At 69.5% G+C, this 17,246-nt stretch carries 15 protein-coding genes; 8 read left to right on the top strand and 7 right to left on the bottom strand.

The window, feature by feature from the left end; genetic code table 11:
* Window positions 1–37: 37 nt before the first annotated feature.
* From gyrB to dnaA, 6 genes are all read right to left on the bottom strand, one after another.
* A complete protein-coding gene (gene gyrB, locus AB0C35_RS11475; RefSeq protein ID WP_358453333.1) occupies window positions 38–1,975 on the bottom strand; it encodes a DNA topoisomerase (ATP-hydrolyzing) subunit B in 1,938 nt (645 codons plus the stop codon).
* Between the two features lie 339 nt (window positions 1,976–2,314).
* Complete coding sequence (locus AB0C35_RS11470) at window positions 2,315–2,848, bottom strand: DciA family protein (RefSeq protein ID WP_358453331.1); 534 nt, start codon at window positions 2,846–2,848, stop codon at window positions 2,315–2,317.
* 164 nt (window positions 2,849–3,012) lie between these two features.
* Window positions 3,013–4,137: a DNA replication/repair protein RecF gene (gene recF, locus AB0C35_RS11465; RefSeq protein WP_358453328.1), complete on the bottom strand. Its 1,125-nt coding sequence runs from the start codon at window positions 4,135–4,137 to the stop codon at window positions 3,013–3,015.
* 161 nt (window positions 4,138–4,298) lie between these two features.
* The gene (gene gnd / locus AB0C35_RS11460; protein WP_358453325.1) at window positions 4,299–5,219 is read right to left on the bottom strand and encodes a phosphogluconate dehydrogenase (NAD(+)-dependent, decarboxylating); all 921 of its coding nucleotides are present in this window, start codon (window positions 5,217–5,219) and stop codon (window positions 4,299–4,301) included.
* 141 nt (window positions 5,220–5,360) lie between these two features.
* Window positions 5,361–6,503 (bottom strand): DNA polymerase III subunit beta, encoded by a 1,143-nt coding sequence (dnaN, locus tag AB0C35_RS11455; protein WP_358453322.1) that lies wholly within the window; start codon window positions 6,501–6,503, stop codon window positions 5,361–5,363.
* Between the two features lie 651 nt (window positions 6,504–7,154).
* Window positions 7,155–9,353 (bottom strand): chromosomal replication initiator protein DnaA, encoded by a 2,199-nt coding sequence (gene dnaA / locus AB0C35_RS11450; protein ID WP_358453319.1) that lies wholly within the window; start codon window positions 9,351–9,353, stop codon window positions 7,155–7,157.
* 697 nt (window positions 9,354–10,050) lie between these two features.
* On the opposite strand from dnaA, the gene rpmH reads away from it, so the two are divergent.
* Genes rpmH through AB0C35_RS11425 form a run of 5 tightly spaced genes read left to right on the top strand, consistent with a single transcriptional unit; the run spans window position 10,051 to window position 12,563 of the window.
* A complete protein-coding gene (gene rpmH / locus AB0C35_RS11445; protein WP_358453316.1) occupies window positions 10,051–10,188 on the top strand; it encodes a 50S ribosomal protein L34 in 138 nt (45 codons plus the stop codon).
* A gap of 13 nt (window positions 10,189–10,201) precedes the next feature.
* The gene (gene rnpA / locus AB0C35_RS11440; RefSeq protein ID WP_358453313.1) at window positions 10,202–10,570 is read left to right on the top strand and encodes a ribonuclease P protein component; all 369 of its coding nucleotides are present in this window, start codon (window positions 10,202–10,204) and stop codon (window positions 10,568–10,570) included.
* Window positions 10,567–10,974, top strand: a complete 408-nt coding sequence (yidD, locus tag AB0C35_RS11435) for a membrane protein insertion efficiency factor YidD (protein WP_358453310.1) — start codon at window positions 10,567–10,569, stop codon at window positions 10,972–10,974. The genes rnpA and yidD overlap by 4 nt, the downstream gene beginning before the upstream one ends.
* Window positions 10,967–12,040, top strand: a complete 1,074-nt coding sequence (yidC, locus tag AB0C35_RS11430; protein ID WP_358453307.1) for a membrane protein insertase YidC — start codon at window positions 10,967–10,969, stop codon at window positions 12,038–12,040. Before yidD ends, yidC begins: the two co-directional genes overlap by 8 nt.
* 37 nt (window positions 12,041–12,077) lie before the next feature.
* On the top strand, window positions 12,078–12,563 hold the full coding sequence (locus AB0C35_RS11425) for a R3H domain-containing nucleic acid-binding protein (RefSeq protein ID WP_358453304.1): 486 nt from the start codon (window positions 12,078–12,080) through the stop codon (window positions 12,561–12,563).
* A gap of 247 nt (window positions 12,564–12,810) precedes the next feature.
* Here the strand turns inward: AB0C35_RS11425 and AB0C35_RS11420 are convergent, their stop codons facing one another.
* Window positions 12,811–13,278 carry a DUF6458 family protein gene (locus AB0C35_RS11420; protein WP_358453301.1) on the bottom strand — a complete coding sequence of 156 codons (468 nt, stop codon included), beginning with the start codon at window positions 13,276–13,278 and terminating at the stop codon, window positions 12,811–12,813.
* Window positions 13,279–13,447: 169 nt separating this feature from the next.
* On the opposite strand from AB0C35_RS11420, the gene rsmG reads away from it, so the two are divergent.
* The 3 genes from rsmG (at window position 13,448) to AB0C35_RS11405 (ending at window position 16,283) form a co-directional block, all read left to right on the top strand.
* Window positions 13,448–14,125 (top strand): 16S rRNA (guanine(527)-N(7))-methyltransferase RsmG, encoded by a 678-nt coding sequence (gene rsmG, locus AB0C35_RS11415; protein ID WP_358453299.1) that lies wholly within the window; start codon window positions 13,448–13,450, stop codon window positions 14,123–14,125.
* 332 nt (window positions 14,126–14,457) lie between these two features.
* Window positions 14,458–15,288 (top strand): ParA family protein, encoded by an 831-nt coding sequence (locus AB0C35_RS11410; protein WP_358453296.1) that lies wholly within the window; start codon window positions 14,458–14,460, stop codon window positions 15,286–15,288.
* Window positions 15,285–16,283 carry a ParB/RepB/Spo0J family partition protein gene (locus AB0C35_RS11405; protein ID WP_358453293.1) on the top strand — a complete coding sequence of 333 codons (999 nt, stop codon included), beginning with the start codon at window positions 15,285–15,287 and terminating at the stop codon, window positions 16,281–16,283. The genes AB0C35_RS11410 and AB0C35_RS11405 overlap by 4 nt, the downstream gene beginning before the upstream one ends.
* Window positions 16,284–17,246 lie beyond the last annotated feature (963 nt).

Raw genomic sequence — 17,246 nt, 5'->3', positions numbered from 1 at the left:
GAGTCAGGCCGCTGGGAGCCCGGCCGAGGCCCGCACCTCAGATGTCGAGGAAGCGCACGTCCTTGGCGTTGCGCTGGATGAACTCCCGGCGGGGCTCGACCTCCTCGCCCATGAGCACGCTGAACAGCTCGTCGGCCTGCGCGGCGTCGTCGAGCTGGACCTGCAGCAGGACCCGGTTGTCGGGGTCCATGGTGGTGTCCCACAGCTCGTTGGCGTTCATCTCGCCGAGGCCCTTGAAGCGCTGCACCAGGTCGCGGGGGCGCGGGTCGCGCTTGCCGGCGGCCACCCCGGCCTCGATGATCGCGTCGCGTTCGGAGTCGGAGTAGGCGTAGTCGGCCTCCGTTCCCCGCGAGTCCCACTTGATCTTGTAGAGCGGGGGCTGGGACAGGTAGACGTGCCCGGCCTCTATCAACGGCTTCATGAACCGGAAGAGCAGCGTCAGCAGCAGCGTGTTGATGTGGTGGCCGTCGACGTCCGCGTCCGACATCAGGATGATCTTGTGGTAGCGCAGCCGCGTGATGTCGAACTCGTCGTGCACCCCGGTGCCGAGCGCGGTGATGATCGCCTGCACCTCGTTGTTCTTCAGGATCCGGTCGATCCTGGCCTTCTCCACGTTGAGGATCTTGCCGCGGATCGGGAGGATCGCCTGGAAGTGCGGGTCGCGGCCGCCCTTGGCCGAACCGCCCGCCGAGTCGCCCTCGACGATGTACAGCTCCGACTTGGCCGGGTCGGTGGACTGGCAGTCCGACAGCTTGCCGGGCAGCGACGTCGACTCCAGCAGGCTCTTGCGGCGGGTCAGGTCGCGCGCCTGCCGCGCCGCCACCCGGGCCCGCGCCGCCTGCGACGCCTTGTTGATGATCTCCTTGGCCTCGCCGGGGTTCTCCTCGAACCAGTCCCGCAGGTGCTCGTTGCAGGCCTTCTGGACGAAGGACTTGGCCTCGGTGTTGCCGAGCTTGGTCTTGGTCTGCCCCTCGAACTGCGGGTCCGCCAGCTTGATCGATATGATCGCGGTGAGGCCCTCGCGGACGTCCTCGCCGGTGAGGTTGTCGTCCTTGTCGCGCAGCAGGCCCTTGTCGCGGGCGTACCGGTTGACGATCGTGGTGAGCGCCGCCCGGAACCCCTCCTCGTGGGTGCCGCCCTCCGCCGTGTTGATCGTGTTGGCGAAGGTGTGCACGGACTCGGCGTACGACGAGTTCCACTGCATGGCGATTTCCAGCGACATGCCCGTGGTGTCGTCGTCGAAGTAGACCACCGACTCGTGGACGGCGTCCTTGCGCGCGTTGATGTAACGCACGAAGTCCTCGATGCCGCCCTCGTAGTGGTACCGGACGACGTGCGGCTCACCGTTGATGTAGTCGGGACGGTGGTCCTGCAGGGTGATGGCCAGGCCGCGGTTGAGGAACGCCATCTCCTGCATGCGGCGGGAGAGGGTCTCGAAGTTCCATTCGAGGGTCTCGAAGATGTCGGGGTCCGGCCAGAACGTTATGAGGGTGCCGGTCTCCTCGGTCGGCTCGCCCTTGCGCAGCTCGGTCTCGGGGCCCTGCCACGTGTACGACTGGCGCCAGACGTGGCCGTCGGTGCGGACTTCGGCCTCCATCCGCGACGAAAGCGCGTTCACCACCGCGGAACCGACACCGTGCAGGCCGCCCGAGACGGCGTAGGACTTGCCGTCGAACTTGCCGCCCGCGTGCAGCGTGGTCAGCACCAGTTCGATGGCCGGACGTTTCTCCACGGGGTGCTCGCCCACGGGGATCCCGCGGCCGTTGTCGAGCACGCTCACGCCGCCGTCGGCCATCAGCGTGACCACGATGTCGTCGGCATAGCCGGCGAGGGCCTCGTCGACCGCGTTGTCCACGATCTCGTAGACGAGGTGGTGCAGGCCGCGCTCACCGGTCGAGCCGATGTACATGCCGGGGCGCTTGCGAACCGCCTCAAGCCCTTCAAGGACAGTGATCGAACTAGCGTCGTACGCCAAAGGAGATCCTCCTGCCGGGGATGTCTGCCGCTCCGCACCCGAGGGAGGCGCGGTGTGCCCCGTAACACACATGAGGGTGCCCGGTTGTGCTCTGTTCGTCTTGGTCAGAGGCCCGGGCACCCTTTGGCGGCGCAGCATCCTGAACCGATTTCATTCTACCGGGTGACACGGCTAAAAGTGGCACTCCCAGAGCGCTGTGTGCGCGTGTGGCGGCCGAGTGGGCCTGGAGCTACACCCCCCTATAGGACCAGGGGGGTTCTCTGGCCTGCGTGGCGCTGGCTGTGTTGATTGCGTTTCCGCAGTGTTGCGCCGAACGGCCGGAGATGTGGGCGGCACCGATCAGCGGACGCGCCAGGCGCCGGTGCGGCGCGGGCCGGACGAGGGCCCCACGACCTTCACCCGACGAACGGTGCCGTGGCCGAGTTCCTCGTTCAGCCGCCGGACGAGCGTGGACGACAGCAGGCGAAGCTGCGTCGCCCACGTCGTCGAGTCGGCGGCGACGGTCAGTTCGCCCTCCTCGAACCGCTCCGGCCGGGTGTGCTCGGCGAGTTCGGCGCCGACGATGCCGGCCCAGTTGCCGAACACGCCGCCGACCGCCGCGCGCTGTTCCCAGCCACGGGACGCCATCAGCTCGTGGATCGCCGCGCTGAACAGCTTGGGATCGCCGCCCCGCCCCGGTTCCCGCACCCGGACGACCCGTCCGCCGCTTCTGCGTTTGCCGTTCTGGCCGGGAAGCGTGCCGCGCTTCAGGGCGTCCGCCTTCGCCTGGGCCAGCGCCTCACGGGCCAGCTCGATGCCCGACTTGGCCGGCGGGCCGTTCGCCTCTTCCGCGGGCTCGGGGGAGTTGTGCACATCCTGTGGATCGTCGTTCACCCGCTCACCCCTTCCGGTCGACACCACTCTCGAAGGACGCCCCGACCTGCCCCCCGCCTGCAAGAACCCGACTCCCGCCTCCGGCGAACCGACTCCCGCCAACCGAGGGCCGGCTCCCGCCTGCCGATGGGCCGGCGACGCCTTCCGCGCGCTCCGGGCACTGATCAGTCTCGGACGACCTTGCCGTCGGAAACGGTATACGAACCCCCTGTCAATTCGGCCGGTACATCGGCGGGGACGGCCGCCGTGATGAGCACCTGCTCGGCCGGGGCGACCATCCCGGCCAGCCGGCTGCGGCGCCCGGTGTCCAGCTCGGCGAACACGTCGTCCAGGATCAGGACCGGGTCGTCGCCGTCCGCCCGCAGCAGGTCGAACGCGGCGAGCCGCAGCCCGAGCGCGAACGACCACGACTCGCCGTGGCTGGCGTAGCCGCGCGCCGGCAGCTCCCCCAGCCGCAGGACGAGCTCGTCGCGATGCGGCCCGATGAGGCTCACCCCGCGTTCCAGCTCCTGCTTGCGCGACTCCCCCACCGCCGTCAGCAGCTGCTCGGCGAGTTGTCCACGGTCTGTGGACAACTCGATGTCACCCAGCGAGCTCTTGTAGTGCAGGCCGGCCGCGTCACCGCCCGGGGCGAGCGCCGCATAGGCGCTGACGGCGAGCGGGGTGAGCGCATCGACCAGGTCCAGCCGGGCGGCCAGGAGCTCGGAACCGGTGCGCGCCAGATGCGAATCCCACACATCCAGGGTCGCGAGGACCTCCGGGGTAGGGGAGCGCCTGTGCGCGGCCGCCGATTTCAACAGGGCGTTGCGCTGCTTGAGGACGCGGTCATAGTCGGACCGCACGCCCGCGAACCGCGGAGCCCGCGCGGTCAGCAGCTCGTCCATGAACCGCCGCCGCTCCCCCGGATCGCCCTTCACCAGTGAGAGGTCCTCCGGGGCGAACAGCACCGTCCGCAGCATCCCGAGGATCTCGCGCGGCCTCGGGACGGGGGACCGGTTGAGCCGCGCCCGGTTCGCCTTCCCCGGGTTGATCTCCAGCTCGATCAGCGCCTTGCGGTCGTCCTTCACCACCCCGGCGCGCACGATCGCGCGGGGGGCGCCGTGCCGGACGAGCGGCGCGTCCGTCGCCACCCGGTGGCTGGCGTGCGCGGCGACGTACCCGATGGCCTCGACCAGGTTCGTCTTCCCCTGGCCGTTCGGGCCCACGAACGCGGTGACCCCCGGCTCGAGCGCGACCTCGGCGGCCGGGTACGAGCGGAAGTCCTGCAAGGAAAGGTGGGCGACGTGCACGAGACACGAGCGTAGAGCCTCCAGCACCCACGCAGCGCACACCCTCACGTCCACCACCTCCGCTGCTCCCGGCGGCCCTCGCGGCCGGCCCTCTGTCGAGCATCGGGGAGGCGGACGCCGGCCGGAACCCGGAACCGGAACTGTGGATAACTCGCCGAGTCTCAGACCGGGGGCGGGTTGACGTCGGCGCCGGGGGAGTCGCCGTCGCCGACGGCCTCGACCGCGTGGCCCCCGAACTCCTTGCGGAGGGCTGCGACGACCCGCATCGTGGGCGAGTCCTCCTGACGGGAGGCGAACCGCGCGAACAGGGAGGCGCTGATGGCGGGCAGGGGGACGGCGTGCTCGATCGCGGCCTGGACCGTCCAGCGGCCCTCACCGGAGTCGTTGGCGTAGCCGCGCAGGTCGTCCAGCTCGGGGTCGCCGGCCAGGGCCCGGTTCAGGAGGTCCAGCAGCCAGGAGCGGATGACCGTGCCCTCCTGCCAGCTCAGGAACGTCTCCGGCACCCTGGTCACGAGGTCGCTGGCCTCGATCAGCTCGAAACCCTCGCCGAACGCCTGCATCATCGCGTACTCGATGCCGTTGTGGACCATCTTGACGTAGTGGCCCGCGCCGACCTTGCCGGAGTGGACGAAGCCGTACTCGCCCGCCGGCTTGAGCGTCTCGAAGATCGGCATCAGGCGCTTCACGTTGTCGTCGTCGCCGCCGACCATGAGCGCGTAGCCGTTCTCCAGGCCCCACACACCGCCGCTGACGCCGCAGTCCACGAAACCGATGCCCTTGGCGGCCAGCTCCTCGCCGTGTTTCTGGTCGTCCACATAGTGTGAATTACCGCCGTCGACGACGATGTCGCCGGGCTGAAGGATTTCCCCCAGCCTGTGGATGGTGTCGGCGGTGGGCTTCCCGGCGGGGACCATCACCCACACGGCACGCGGCGGGGACAGCCGTTCGGCCAGCTCTTCCACCGAGCCGACGTCGGTGATGCCGGGATCGCGGTCATAGCCGACGATCGTGTGGCCGCCGCGGCGCAGCCGCTCGGCCATGTTGCCGCCCATCTTGCCCAGGCCGATGATCCCAAGCTCCATGCAAGCTCACTCTCCCCTGTGCATAAGCACGCGTGCGCGACCGCACGACCGTGCGACCCTCGCGGCTGCGTGACCGCAGCCCTTTGGCTCCTTACCCGGATTATCCGGATCAGCCGGACGGCCGATCACCCGGACAGGCGATCACCCGGACAGCCGGACGGGCATGATCAGGTAGCGGTAGTTCGGGTTCTCGCCGTCCTGCGGCGGCTTGCCGGTGAGGACGGCCGGCTTCGTCGGGGTGGTGAAGGACAGCCGGGCCACGTCCGAGCCGATCGCGGAGAGCCCGTCGAGGAGGAACGCGGGGTTGAAGGCGATGTCGATGTCCTCGCCCTCCAGCGTCGCCTCCAAGGCCTCGACGGCCTGAGCCTCGTCCCCGGTCCCGGCCTCCAGGACGACCTCGCCCTGGCTGAACGAGAGCCGCACGGGGGTGTTGCGCTCGGCGACCAGCGACACGCGCTTGACGGCCTCGATGAACGGCGCGGTCTGGATCTCGGCGAGGCCCGCGTACTCGCTCGGCAGGAGCGACCTGTACTTGACGAAGTCGCCGTCCAGGAGACGGGACGTCGTCCGGCGGCCGCCGCCCTCGAAACCGATCATGCCTTCGCCGGTACCGCCCGTCGCCGCCAGCGCGATCGACACCTCCGCGCCCGCCGTCAGCGACTTGGCCGTGTCGGCGAGCGTCCTGGCGGGGACGAGCGCGACGGCGGAGAAGTCGGGACGCTCCGGCTTCCAGTGCAGCTCGCGGACGGCCAGCCGGTAGCGGTCGGTGGACGCCAGCGTGACGGTCTCACCCTCGATCTCCACACGGACGCCGGTCAGCATGGGGATCGTGTCGTCCTTGCCTGCGGCGATCGCGACCTGGGACACGGCTGCGGCGAACTCGTCACTGCCCACAGACCCGGCGGCCGGCGGCATCTCCGGCAGGGTGGGGTAGTCCTCCACAGGCATGGTGAGAAGTGTGAATTTCGCGCTCCCGCAGCGGAGCATCACCTTCGCACCGTCCGTCGTCACCTCCACAGGGTGGGGAGGAAGGCTGCGGGAGATCTCGGCGAGGAGCCGCCCGGACACCAGGGCCGTCCCGGCCTCCTCTACGTCGATGTCCGTGGACACCTGGGCGGAGACCTCGTAGTCGAAGGCGGACAACTTCAGCCGGTCACTGTTCTCCTCGCCCCCGGCGACGATGTGCATGCCCGCGAGGACCGGTACCGGCGGGCGGACCGGGAGCGTGCGCGCGGTCCAGGCGACGGCGTCAGCGAGGGCGTCTCTGTCGATGCGGAACTTCAAGGGGACCCGCCTCCTGCAGGTGTCGGACAACGGTGAGGTGGTGCTGGCTCGGCCGGGGCGCTCGGGGCAGGTTGTCCCCAGGCCCTGACTTGAGGTGAATCTTTTCTTAGGTAGAGAACAGGTGCAGTACTAGTCATAGGGGCGGTGGATAGTGTGGACAGACCGAGTTTTCCCAGGTGAGACCCCGTTTCTCTGTCCACCGGTCCTGTGCATCGGGAGTGGACGGCGCGGCGGCGCCTGGGGACGGCGAAATCATCCCCACACGTCGTCCTCATGTCATCCCCCGGTTTTCCACGAGTTCTCCACGGGTATGCCGGTGGTTTCGGCGGCCTGTGTACACGCGACTCATGATCACGGAGTTCGCCCCCAGGTCCGTCCCCAGGTCGTCCACCGGTTTTCCCCAGGAGGCCGGATGGCCGTGCACAGCGGTCCACATCCGTCCACCCTTCATCCTCAGCTTCTCCATGGGTTGCCCACCGGGTTATCCACGAAAATCCCCAGAGTTTTCCACAACTTGTGAGTAGCGGCTCCGGTTCTCGGCGGATGCGCGTCTTTTGCCGGATTCGCACGGCGGACGGGGTGTGGACGAGAGTGTCGCGCCCCGTCCACAGGCATCGTGCCGGTCTGTCCACAGTGTGTACGCCCGCGCCGTCAGCGCTTGCGGGCCTGGTGCTTGATCCGCCCCGTCAGCTCCGTGACCTGGTTGTATATGGCACGGCGCTCGGCCATCAGCGACCTGATCTTGCGCTCGGCGTGCATCACCGTCGTGTGGTCGCGGCCCCCGAACTGCTGCCCGATCTTGGGGAGCGACAGCTCGGTCAGCTCCCGGCACAGGTACATCGCGATCTGCCGGGCGGTCACGAGCATCCGCGAACGCGACGGGCCGCACAGGTCCTCGATGGTCGTCCCGAAGTACTCCACCGTCTGCGCCATGATCATCGCGGCGGTGATCTCGGGACCGGAGTCGTTGGGGATGAGGTCCTTCAGGACGATCTCGGCGAGCTTCATGTCCACCGACTGCCGGTTCAGGCTCGCGAACGCCGTGACCCGGATCAGCGCGCCCTCCAGCTCGCGGATGTTCGTCGCGATCTGCGAGGCGATGAACTCCAGCACGTCCGGCGGCGCGGCCAGGCCCTCCTGGCGCGCCTTCTTCTGCAGGATCGCGATCCGCGTCTCCAGCTCGGGCGGCTGGACGTCGGTCGTCAGCCCCCATTCGAACCGGTTGCGCAGCCGGTCCTCCAGCGTCACCAGCTCCTTGGGCGGACGGTCGCTGGAGATCACGATCTGCTTGCTGGCGTTGTGCAGCGTGTTGAAGGTGTGGAAGAACTCCTCCTGCGTCTGCTCCTTGCCCTCAAGGAACTGGATGTCGTCGACGAGGAGGATGTCCACATCCCGGTACCGGCGGCGGAACCCGTCGGCCTTTCCGTCACGGATCGAGTTGATGAAGTCGTTGGTGAATTCCTCTGAACTCACATAACGGACGCGTGCCCCATTGAAGAGGCTCTGCGCGTAATGCCCGATCGCGTGGAGAAGGTGCGTCTTGCCCAGACCTGAGTCGCCGTAGACGAACAGCGGGTTGTACGCCTTGGCCGGCTGCTCGGCCACCGCGACCGCGGCGGCGTGCGCGAACCTGTTCGACGATCCGATGACGAACGTCTCGAACGTGTACTTCGGGTTCAGGCGGGCGTGCTCGGACGCACCCGAACCCGGTGCGGAACCCGACCCGGGGCCCGACCCCGGACCTGCACCCACGCCGGGGCCTCCCCCGGTGCCCGGCGCCGGCATGGCGCCGCGGGAGTCGGAACCCTCCTCGTCGCGGAAGGGGCTCTCACCGCGGTAGGGCTCCTCACCCCGGTACTGCTCGCCACCGCCGTACTGCTCGGAGCCGTACTGCTGTTGCTCGCCGCCGGGGAACGATGGGTCGCCACCCTGGAACGTGTCTTCCGCATGCCCGAGCTGAGGGTCGTTCCCACCGTGCTGGGATTCGTGCCCCATCTGCTCTGCACGGCCGCCGGAACGACGCGGGCCGAGCGTACGGTCGTTCAGATGCGAGTGCGGGGGCCGTCCCGGCGGCTCTCCACCGAAACCCTCCTGTCCGCCGTAGCCCGGCGGGTAGCCCTGCGGACCGCGTCCCTCGTACGGGGACGGGCCGCGTCCGCCCGGGCCCGCCCCATACGCGGGGGGACGAGACGCCGGCGGATAAGACCCACGGTCGTCATCCTGAGCCTGTGGATAACCTCCGGGTGACCCGTGACTGTGGGTAGCTCCCGACTGCGGCCGGTAGCCGTGATCGCCATACGGCTGCTCCGGGTACGGACGGTCGGACCGTTCGCCGTAGGACGGATCGCCGCCGTACTGCTGGTCCCCGCCGCCGTACTTCTGCTCGCCGTACGCCTGATCCGGGTAGGGGCGCTCACGCTCGCGGTCACGGTCGTCCTGCGGCCGTTCCCCGTAGGGATCGCCATAAGAAGAAGGTGTGGTTTCGTGCATCCCGGGCCCGGCCCCAGACCCGGCCCCAGGCCCGGGGATCGGCGCGGACAGCGGCTCACCGGCGCCCGGCCTTGATGGACCCCCTCCAGAGCCGGCACCGGGCGGCTCCGGCTGGACGGTCACCGCGACACGGATCTCCCTGCCCAGCTCACGGGACAGGGCCTGCGTGATGAGGTTGCGCAGCCGGGTCTCCAGCGCGTCCTTGGCGAACTCGTTCGGAGCGGCGAGCAGAGCCGTCCCCTCCACGAGCGCCAGCGGGCGGACCATCGGCAGCCAAGCGCGGTAACTCGGAGACAGATCACTCTCGGACAGCGCGGTGAGGGTACGGGCCCAGACCGATCCGAGATCCTGACCGTCCATGCGCAAGGTCCCCTCCCCCTCCGTTCTACGGAGTACCTGACTGCCCGGCTTTCCCGCGGGTCGTGACCGGCCTCACAGGGCACGGTCGCGACGCGGAAGCCTTACTCTCTCACGAGTTGTCCACAGAGTTGTCCACATGCTGTGCATAGGCATGGGGGACCCTGTGTAAAACCCGTACGGCGGGTTCCGGTGAACGGGGTCGGGAAGTATCCGGCCTTCTGAGGGCCGGTGCGGGGTGGTTCTCGAACGGGGGGCTTGCGGGGCGGAAAACCGACATCGGTTCGTCGAATTCCTCGAAGGAGTGTCGGCTCGCCCGGACGACCCTAACCTCTGTGAGCCACACCCGCAACAGAATCAAGCGCCGTCCCATCCGGACCCCGCGTCCACGATCGGCCGGGTTCGGCAGCGGACACGGCCGGCGAGTCACCAAGCGCGGGTGCCCGGCGGGATGCCCGGTGCGGGTCCCGGTGCGGGTCCCGGTGCGGGTGCCAGGTGAGGTGCCTCCTCCGTTTGACCGGATACCCGTGTGGCCCGTAATGTTCTGAGGTCGAGTCGCATCGACGGAGATGACGCGTGCCCGCCGGCAGCCCCTCCAGGCAAGTTCGGGTGGGCCCCCGCTGCGGGGGACCGGACGCGGCCCTCGATGCGAGCTATCGAGCCTTTCGAAGACGAACCGACCGCAGCACTGGAGCCCCAAGTGAGCAAGCGTACTTTCCAGCCGAACAACCGTCGCCGCCACAAGAAGCACGGCTTCCGGCTGCGCATGCGCACTCGCGCCGGACGCGCGATCCTGACCAACCGGCGCGGCAAGGGCCGCACCCGTATCGCGGTCTGACCCACCGCTCACCGTGCTGCCGTCCGGAAACCGGATGCGGCGGCGGGACGACTTCACGTTGGCCGTCCGGCGCGGACGCCGCGCCGGACGGCCGACTGTCGTGGTTCACCTGCTTCACCCGGACGAGCTCCCCGATCCGCCCGCGCCGCCGCTGGTCGGGTTCATCGTGGCGCGCACCGTGGGGAACGCCGTCGTCCGCAACTCCGTGCGGCGCAGGCTCCGCCACCTGATGCGCCCGCACCTCGACCGGCTCGCAGCGGGTAGCCTGCTCGTAGTGCGCGCCAACCCCCGGGCGGGGAGGGCGCGTCCTGACGAACTGGCCGCGGATCTGGAGTCGGCGCTCGACCGGCTGATGCGGCCCGCGTCCAAGGGGCGAAGATGAGGAGTCGGCAGGGGACGGTGCTCCCCTCGCAGCACCCGGGGTCCCCGGGCCCCGTCGCGACCCTGCTGATCTTTCTCGTCCGCGCCTACCGCCGCTTCTTGAGTCCCCTGCTCGGGCAGCAGTGCCGATTCCAGCCCAGCTGCAGCGCGTACGGCCTGGAGGCGCTCCAGGTGCACGGCGCGCCGCGCGGCACGTGGCTGACGGCCCGCCGGATCGCGCGGTGCCATCCCTTCAATCCCGGGGGTTATGACCCGGTGCCGCCGAAGAAGACGTCCGAAGGACGACTCTCCGGGGGATCTGGGGGGCCCGCCGCCGAGGAGCGATCCGCGGCGGCTTCTTCGAACTCCGGCCGCGAGGAGAGCGGCCCCGCCCTAGCAGAGCCCAAGGAGCTGCCCGGTGCTTGATTGGTTGTACGAGATCGTCTCTCAGCTCATCGTGTGGATTCACACGGGGCTGAGCACCGTCGTCCCCAAGGACAGTGGATGGGCCTGGGGTGGCTCGATCATCCTGCTGACGGTCCTGCTGCGGCTCGTCCTCGTCCCCCTCTTCGTGAAGCAGATCCACGCTTCACGGAAGATGCAGGAGCTGAACCCCAAGGTCCAGGCGCTGCGCAAGAAATACAAGAACGACAAGCAGCGCATGAACCAGGAGGTCATGAAGCTCTACCAGGAGAACGGCGCCAACCCGCTGGCGGGCTGCCTGCCCCTCCTGGTCCAGATGCCGATCTTCATCGGGCTCTTCCAGACCCTGAAGAAGATCTCCGACGCCGACCCCGGCGAGAGCGTCTTCGCGGTGTCGGCCGAGCTGGTCGCCAGCGCCCAGAACGCCAGCATCTTCGGTGCCCACATCCCGGACACCTTCCTCAACGCCTGGGGTTCGGACCCCAAGAGCTGGACCGCCATCCTCATCACCGGCGTCGCCGTGGTGATCAGCTCTGTCACGACGTTCTTCACCGTCCGGGCGAGCATGAGGCGTCAGCCGGTCACCGACGACGCCAACCCGATGATGCAGGCGCAGAAGATGATGGTCTTCATGGCGCCGCTGTTCGGCCTCTTCGGCCTCGGCTTCCCGCTGGGCGTCCTCATGTACTGGGTCACGTCCAACAGTTGGACGCTGGCGCAGCAGCACTACATCTTCAAGAAGTACCCGCCGCCCAGCACGGAGGACACCCCGGCGGACACCAAGGCGGGCACGAAGGCGGGCGCCAAGTCCGGTGCGAAGGCGGGCAGCGGCTCGAAGGCCGGTACCAAGGCCGGTACCAAGGCCGGCGCCAAGTCAGGTACCAAGACCGGGGCGAAATCGGGCACCAAGGGCGCCGGTTCGAAGAACGGCCAGGCCCCGTCCGGTGGGAAGGCCAGGCTGAAGAAGGAGGCGGACCCCGTCCCCGAGGACGACGAGAAGCCGAAGGTCGTCCGCAACCAGCCGACCCGCAAGTCGCGCAGCAAGCGCAGCGGCACCCAGAAGCGCTAGTTTGAACCCCGAGCACGTGCCGGAGAAGGAGACCCCGTTGAGCCAGACCGACACAACCGAGGTCGACGTCCAGGCGCTCGAACAGGAAGGCGAGATCGCCGCCGACTACATCGAGGGCCTGCTGGACATCGGTGACTATGACGGCGACATCGACATGGACGTCGAGGGCGAGCGCGCGATGGTCGCCGTCGTCGGCGGCGCCCTGGACGAACTGGTCGGCAAGCGCGGTGAGGTCCTGGAGGCGCTGCAGGAGCTGACCCGCCTCGCCGTCCACCGGCAGACGGGCAACCGTACGCGCCTCATGCTCGACATCGGCGGCTACCGCGAGCGTCGCCGCGCCGAGCTGACCAAGCTCGGCACCGATGTCGCCGACGAGGTCAAGCAGGCCGGCGAGCCGAAGCCGCTCGCCCCGATGACCCCGTTCGAACGCAAGATCGTCCACGACGCCATCGCCGCGGCGGGCCTGCGCAGCGAGTCCGACGGCGAAGAACCCGACCGCTACGTGGTCGTCTACCCCGCCTGACGCCTCGATCGTCCGGCGTCGGCGATCATCGCCCGACGTCCGCCCGACCCAACGAACGGCCCCGGTGCCCACCCGCACCGGGGCCGTTCGCATGCGTGCCGACCGGATATCTCTCAGACGACCCGCCGAGCCAAGGAAGAACCCACGCGAGTGGGGAGGGCCCCGCGCCCTGCCCGGCACGGGGCCCTCGGAAGCTCGGTGTGCACCGCCGCCCAAGCACACCGAGCGGTATCGGAAGCCGAAGGGGTCATCTCCTGGCGGTCCGCCGCCACCGGCGGCGCTGCCGGACGACCTGCCCTTCCGCGTCGACGACGGACGGGTTCTGCTGCTCCGCCGGATTCTGGGCGTGCGCGGGATCCTGCGCGAACGCCGGGTCCTGAGCGACCTGGCCGTGCGTCACACCCTCGTCCGCCGGGTGTTCGATCACGCGTTCGACTCGCTCGCCCGGACGGCCGACGGGCGCCGGGTCCTCGATGATGTGCTCCTCGTGGACGACCGTCCCCGGCTCGTCCCCGTAAGCGGGATCAGCGCCGACGACACGGCCGGCGCGACGGCGCGGCCGCGTGTACTTGAGGGTGAACCCCAAGCTGAACAGCCCCACCAGGATCAGGATCCAGCCGACGAGCTGAATGTTGATGCCGCTGAGCTCGACCTGGAGGGCGAACGCGAGAATCGCGCCGATGGTGATGAATGAGAGACTGACTCCGATTCCCATCTGTCGGAGCTCCTTCCGGGGGGGTTGGGCGACACTGCGCCTTTACCCGACGGGCCCCGAGTATGCGAAGGGGTCATGTGGTTCTCGCCATAGCGCAAGGGTCGGCCGACACGGCGCCCTGACGTCGCGCGTGCACCCCCCCGCCGGTTTTTGTGGAACGATTCGTCTGGTGGGGATTGCACGTGAGGTATTCGGTGACGCGCTGCCGGTCGCGGAGCGCTACGCGGCGTTCCTCGCGGAAGCCGGGGTCGAGCGCGGGCTCATCGGGCCGCGCGAGGTCGACCGTCTCTGGGAACGCCATCTGATCAACTGCGCGGTGGTGTCCGGGGCTGTTCCGGCGGACGCGCAGGTCGTCGACGTCGGCTCGGGGGCGGGCCTGCCGGGCGTCGTCCTCGCGATCGTCCGGCCCGACCTCCGGGTGACCCTCCTGGAACCGCTGCTGCGGCGCACGACGTTCCTCAACGAGTGCGTCGACATGCTCGACCTGCCGAACGTCGAGGTCCGCCGGGCGCGGGCCGAAGATGTCGCCGACGAGTTCTCGATGGACGTGGCCACCGCGCGGGCCGTCGCACCGCTCGAACGCCTCGTGACATGGGCGCTTCCGCTGCTGCGTCCGGGCGGCGAACTGCTCGCCCTCAAGGGTGAGCGGGCCGCCGCCGAACTGGACGAGGCGAAGCCCGTCCTGGAACGGTTCGGGGTCCGCGCCGCGGAACTGCTTCAAGTCGGGCACGGTATGGTCGACCCGCCGACAACACTCGTCCGTGTGGTCGCCGGCCGGGGCGCGGTTGTCGGGCGACGACAGCGCGCACCCCGGCGCGCCAAAGGGTCGAGGAAGAGGTCTTCATGAGCACGGGACCAGGACTGGGCCGGCCTGACCGCGCCGGCGAATCCCCCGACGATCAGCCGTCCGGCCTGGGCGGGACCGGCGAGGACGACGCCCCTGCGGCGTCCCCCGCCGGGATGTGGGGGGAGGCGGGCCCGGGCGTCGCGCCTGGAGCCGCTCCCTCCGGACACGCAATGTGGGGTACGACGACGTCCGGTACCGCGGAGAACGTCGGCTATGTTCCGACGCAGACCGGCGCTCAGCCGCCGGGTCCGCGCAAGGGACCATCTCAGGGGGAGTCAGAACTCGTGCGCGAGGCGCTCAAGGACGCCAAGGTTTCACATGAAACATCGGCCATGGCGGTCAAAGCGGTCCCGGGCCGCAAGGACCGCGAGTGGCCGCGGCCGGACAGATGCCGCATCATCACCATCGCCAACCAGAAGGGCGGCGTGGGCAAGACCACCAGTTCGGTCAACCTCGCCGCGTCCCTCGCCATGCACGGCGCCCAGGTACTCGTCGTGGACCTCGACCCCCAGGGCAACGCGTCCACGGCCCTCGGAGTCGAACACCACGCGGAAGTCCCGTCGATCTACGACGTGCTGATCGAGGACATGGCGCTCGCCGACATCGTCGTCCCGGCGGCGGAGATCCCCAACCTCTACTGCGCGCCCGCGACCCTCAACCTCGCCGGCGCCGAGATCGAACTCGTCTCCAAGGTGGCCCGCGAGTCGCGGCTGCGGCGCGCGCTCGACGCCTACGACACCGACAAGTTCGACTACGTGCTGATCGACTGCCCGCCGTCGCTCGGACTGCTCACGGTCAACGCCCTCGTCGGCGGCGACGAACTGCTCATCCCGATCCAGTGCGAGTACTACGCGCTGGAGGGCCTCGGGCAGCTCATCCGGACCGTCGACCTCGTCAAGGCGCACCTCAACCAGACGCTGAAGGTGTCCACGATCCTGCTCACGATGTACGACGCCCGGACGCGCCTCGCCGCGCAGGTGGCCGAGGACGTCCGGAACCACTTCGGCGAGGTCGTCCTCAACACCGTCATCCCCCGCAGCGTCCGGGTCTCCGAAGCCCCCAGCTACGGGCAGTCCGTCCTGACCTACGACCCCGGTTCCAGCGGTGCCCTCGCCTACAGCGAGGCCGCCTCGGAGATGGCCCACGGAGGAGCTGTCCAGTGAGCCAGCAGCGACGCGGCCTGGGCAAGGGGCTCGGCGCCCTCATCCCCACCGCCCCGCCCCCGGTGTCGTCCGGCGAATCGGACGGCGTCGGCGAACCGGGATACCCCGGCGGCCCCGTCCCGGCCTCGAACGGCACCGCCTCGTCCGGACCGGCGCTCGAACCCGTCGCCGGCGCGCACTTCGCCGAACTCCCCCTCGCCTCGATCACCGTCAACCCGCGCCAGCCCCGCGAGCACTTCGACGAGCAGGCCCTGGCGGAGCTCGCCGAGTCGATCGGCATCGTCGGGCTCCTGCAGCCGATCGTCGTCCGCAGGTCCCCGTCGGACGAGCACGACTACGAACTCATCATGGGCGAGCGCCGCTGGCGCGCGTCCCAGATGGCGGGGCTGGACGTCATCCCGGCGATCGTCCGCGACACCGGCGACAACGACCTTCTCCGTGACGCCCTCATGGAGAACCTCCACCGCCAGCAGCTCAACCCGCTGGAGGAGGCGGCCGCGTACCAGCAGCTGCTCCAGGACTTCGGCGCCACCCACGAGCAGCTCGCCGGACGCATCGGCCGGTCGCGGCCGCACATCACGAACACGCTCCGGCTGCTGAACCTGCCGCCCGCCGTCCAGCGCCGCGTCGCCGCGGGAGTCCTGTCCGCCGGACACGCACGCGCGCTGCTCTCCCTCGACAGCATCGAGGCTCAAGAGCACCTGGCGCAGCGCATCGTCCAGGAGGGTCTTTCCGTTCGCGCGCTCGAAGAAATGATCGCGATCCGCGAGGTCGACGACGAACCGAGGGCCGCGCGGCAGGGCCGCCGCAAGAAGCCGGTCGCCCCCGGCCTCAAGGAACTGGCCGACCGCCTCTCCGACCGCTACGAGACCAAGGTCCGCGTCGACATGGGCCGCAACAAGGGCAAGATCGTGGTCGAGTTCGCCACGCTGGAAGACCTCGACCGCATCATCAAGTCCATGGCCCCGGACGAGGACGGCGTCAACGAACCCTGACCACCGCCCAAGCCCACGTCGAGCGCCCCGGAAGCCCCAAGCTCCCGGGGCGCTCGTCTGTCAACGGGATGGCACGCCGGCCGCGCCGCCGGGCGTGTGCGGCGGGCTGCCGACCAACGACGGCCCGTCGTAAGGCGGAGATCGCCACGGTGCTGAACTACCCAGGCCCCTGACCGGCTGGACCACATGCGATCCGGCGGTGGGCCGCAACGAGTAGATCAGTACCGTCGCCTTGGTGGTCCGAGCCCGGCGCGGCGAACCGGCGGTGGGTGCGAACGTAGTCATGACACACGGGGTTCAGGCTCTGGCGGGGTGCGCCGGCGGGTTCGCGGAGTGCGCCGTCCACGTCCAGCCCATTGGCCGTCGTCGACTGGAAGGTGATGGCGGCCTAGCCGAGGAACCGGCTGACCCTGGCGCCGATGGAGGCGCCGGGCGGCATTGCCGGGGATACCGATGGGCCGGACGAAGCGGCGCGATGCCTCGCTAATCCGGCCGATGGCGAGCCCGTCCAGGAGGAGTTCGGAGGACGCGTTCACGGCCAACAAACACCCATGCGAGAAAGCCCGCCCCGACGGCCACGATGATCCAGCGGCCCCCCGGGCTGCTGGATCGCGCGTGCAGGGAACGTCCACTGCGAGGTTGCCACGTGCGGCCACCCCCTGGCCCCAGGGCTCACCGCGGGCGCGGCCGGAGTGGGATCCCCTCGCCTTGCGGTGGGCCAGGACGCCTCACAAGGACGCGGCCGTCGGCTCGGTTTCACGTGAAACCGGCGCTCGGCACGGCCGATGCCGACCACCCGCTTCGCGGCCCGTCCCCCGCTTCGCGCCCGTGCGCGCCACGAAAGCGAGCACTCGCCGGGCCGAACGCCCTCGCTCCACCTGAAGCCAGAGACGGGGGTCGGCCGCTGCGCCGGAGTCCCCGTTTGTGGGGCTGCACCTGGTCCATGCGGTCCTCGTCCCAAAG

The sequence above is a fragment of the Spirillospora sp. NPDC048819 genome (genome assembly GCF_040650055.1).
Classification (GTDB): Bacteria; Actinomycetota; Actinomycetes; order Streptosporangiales; family Streptosporangiaceae; genus Spirillospora.
This window is presented reverse-complemented; position numbering and strand designations above follow the sequence as displayed.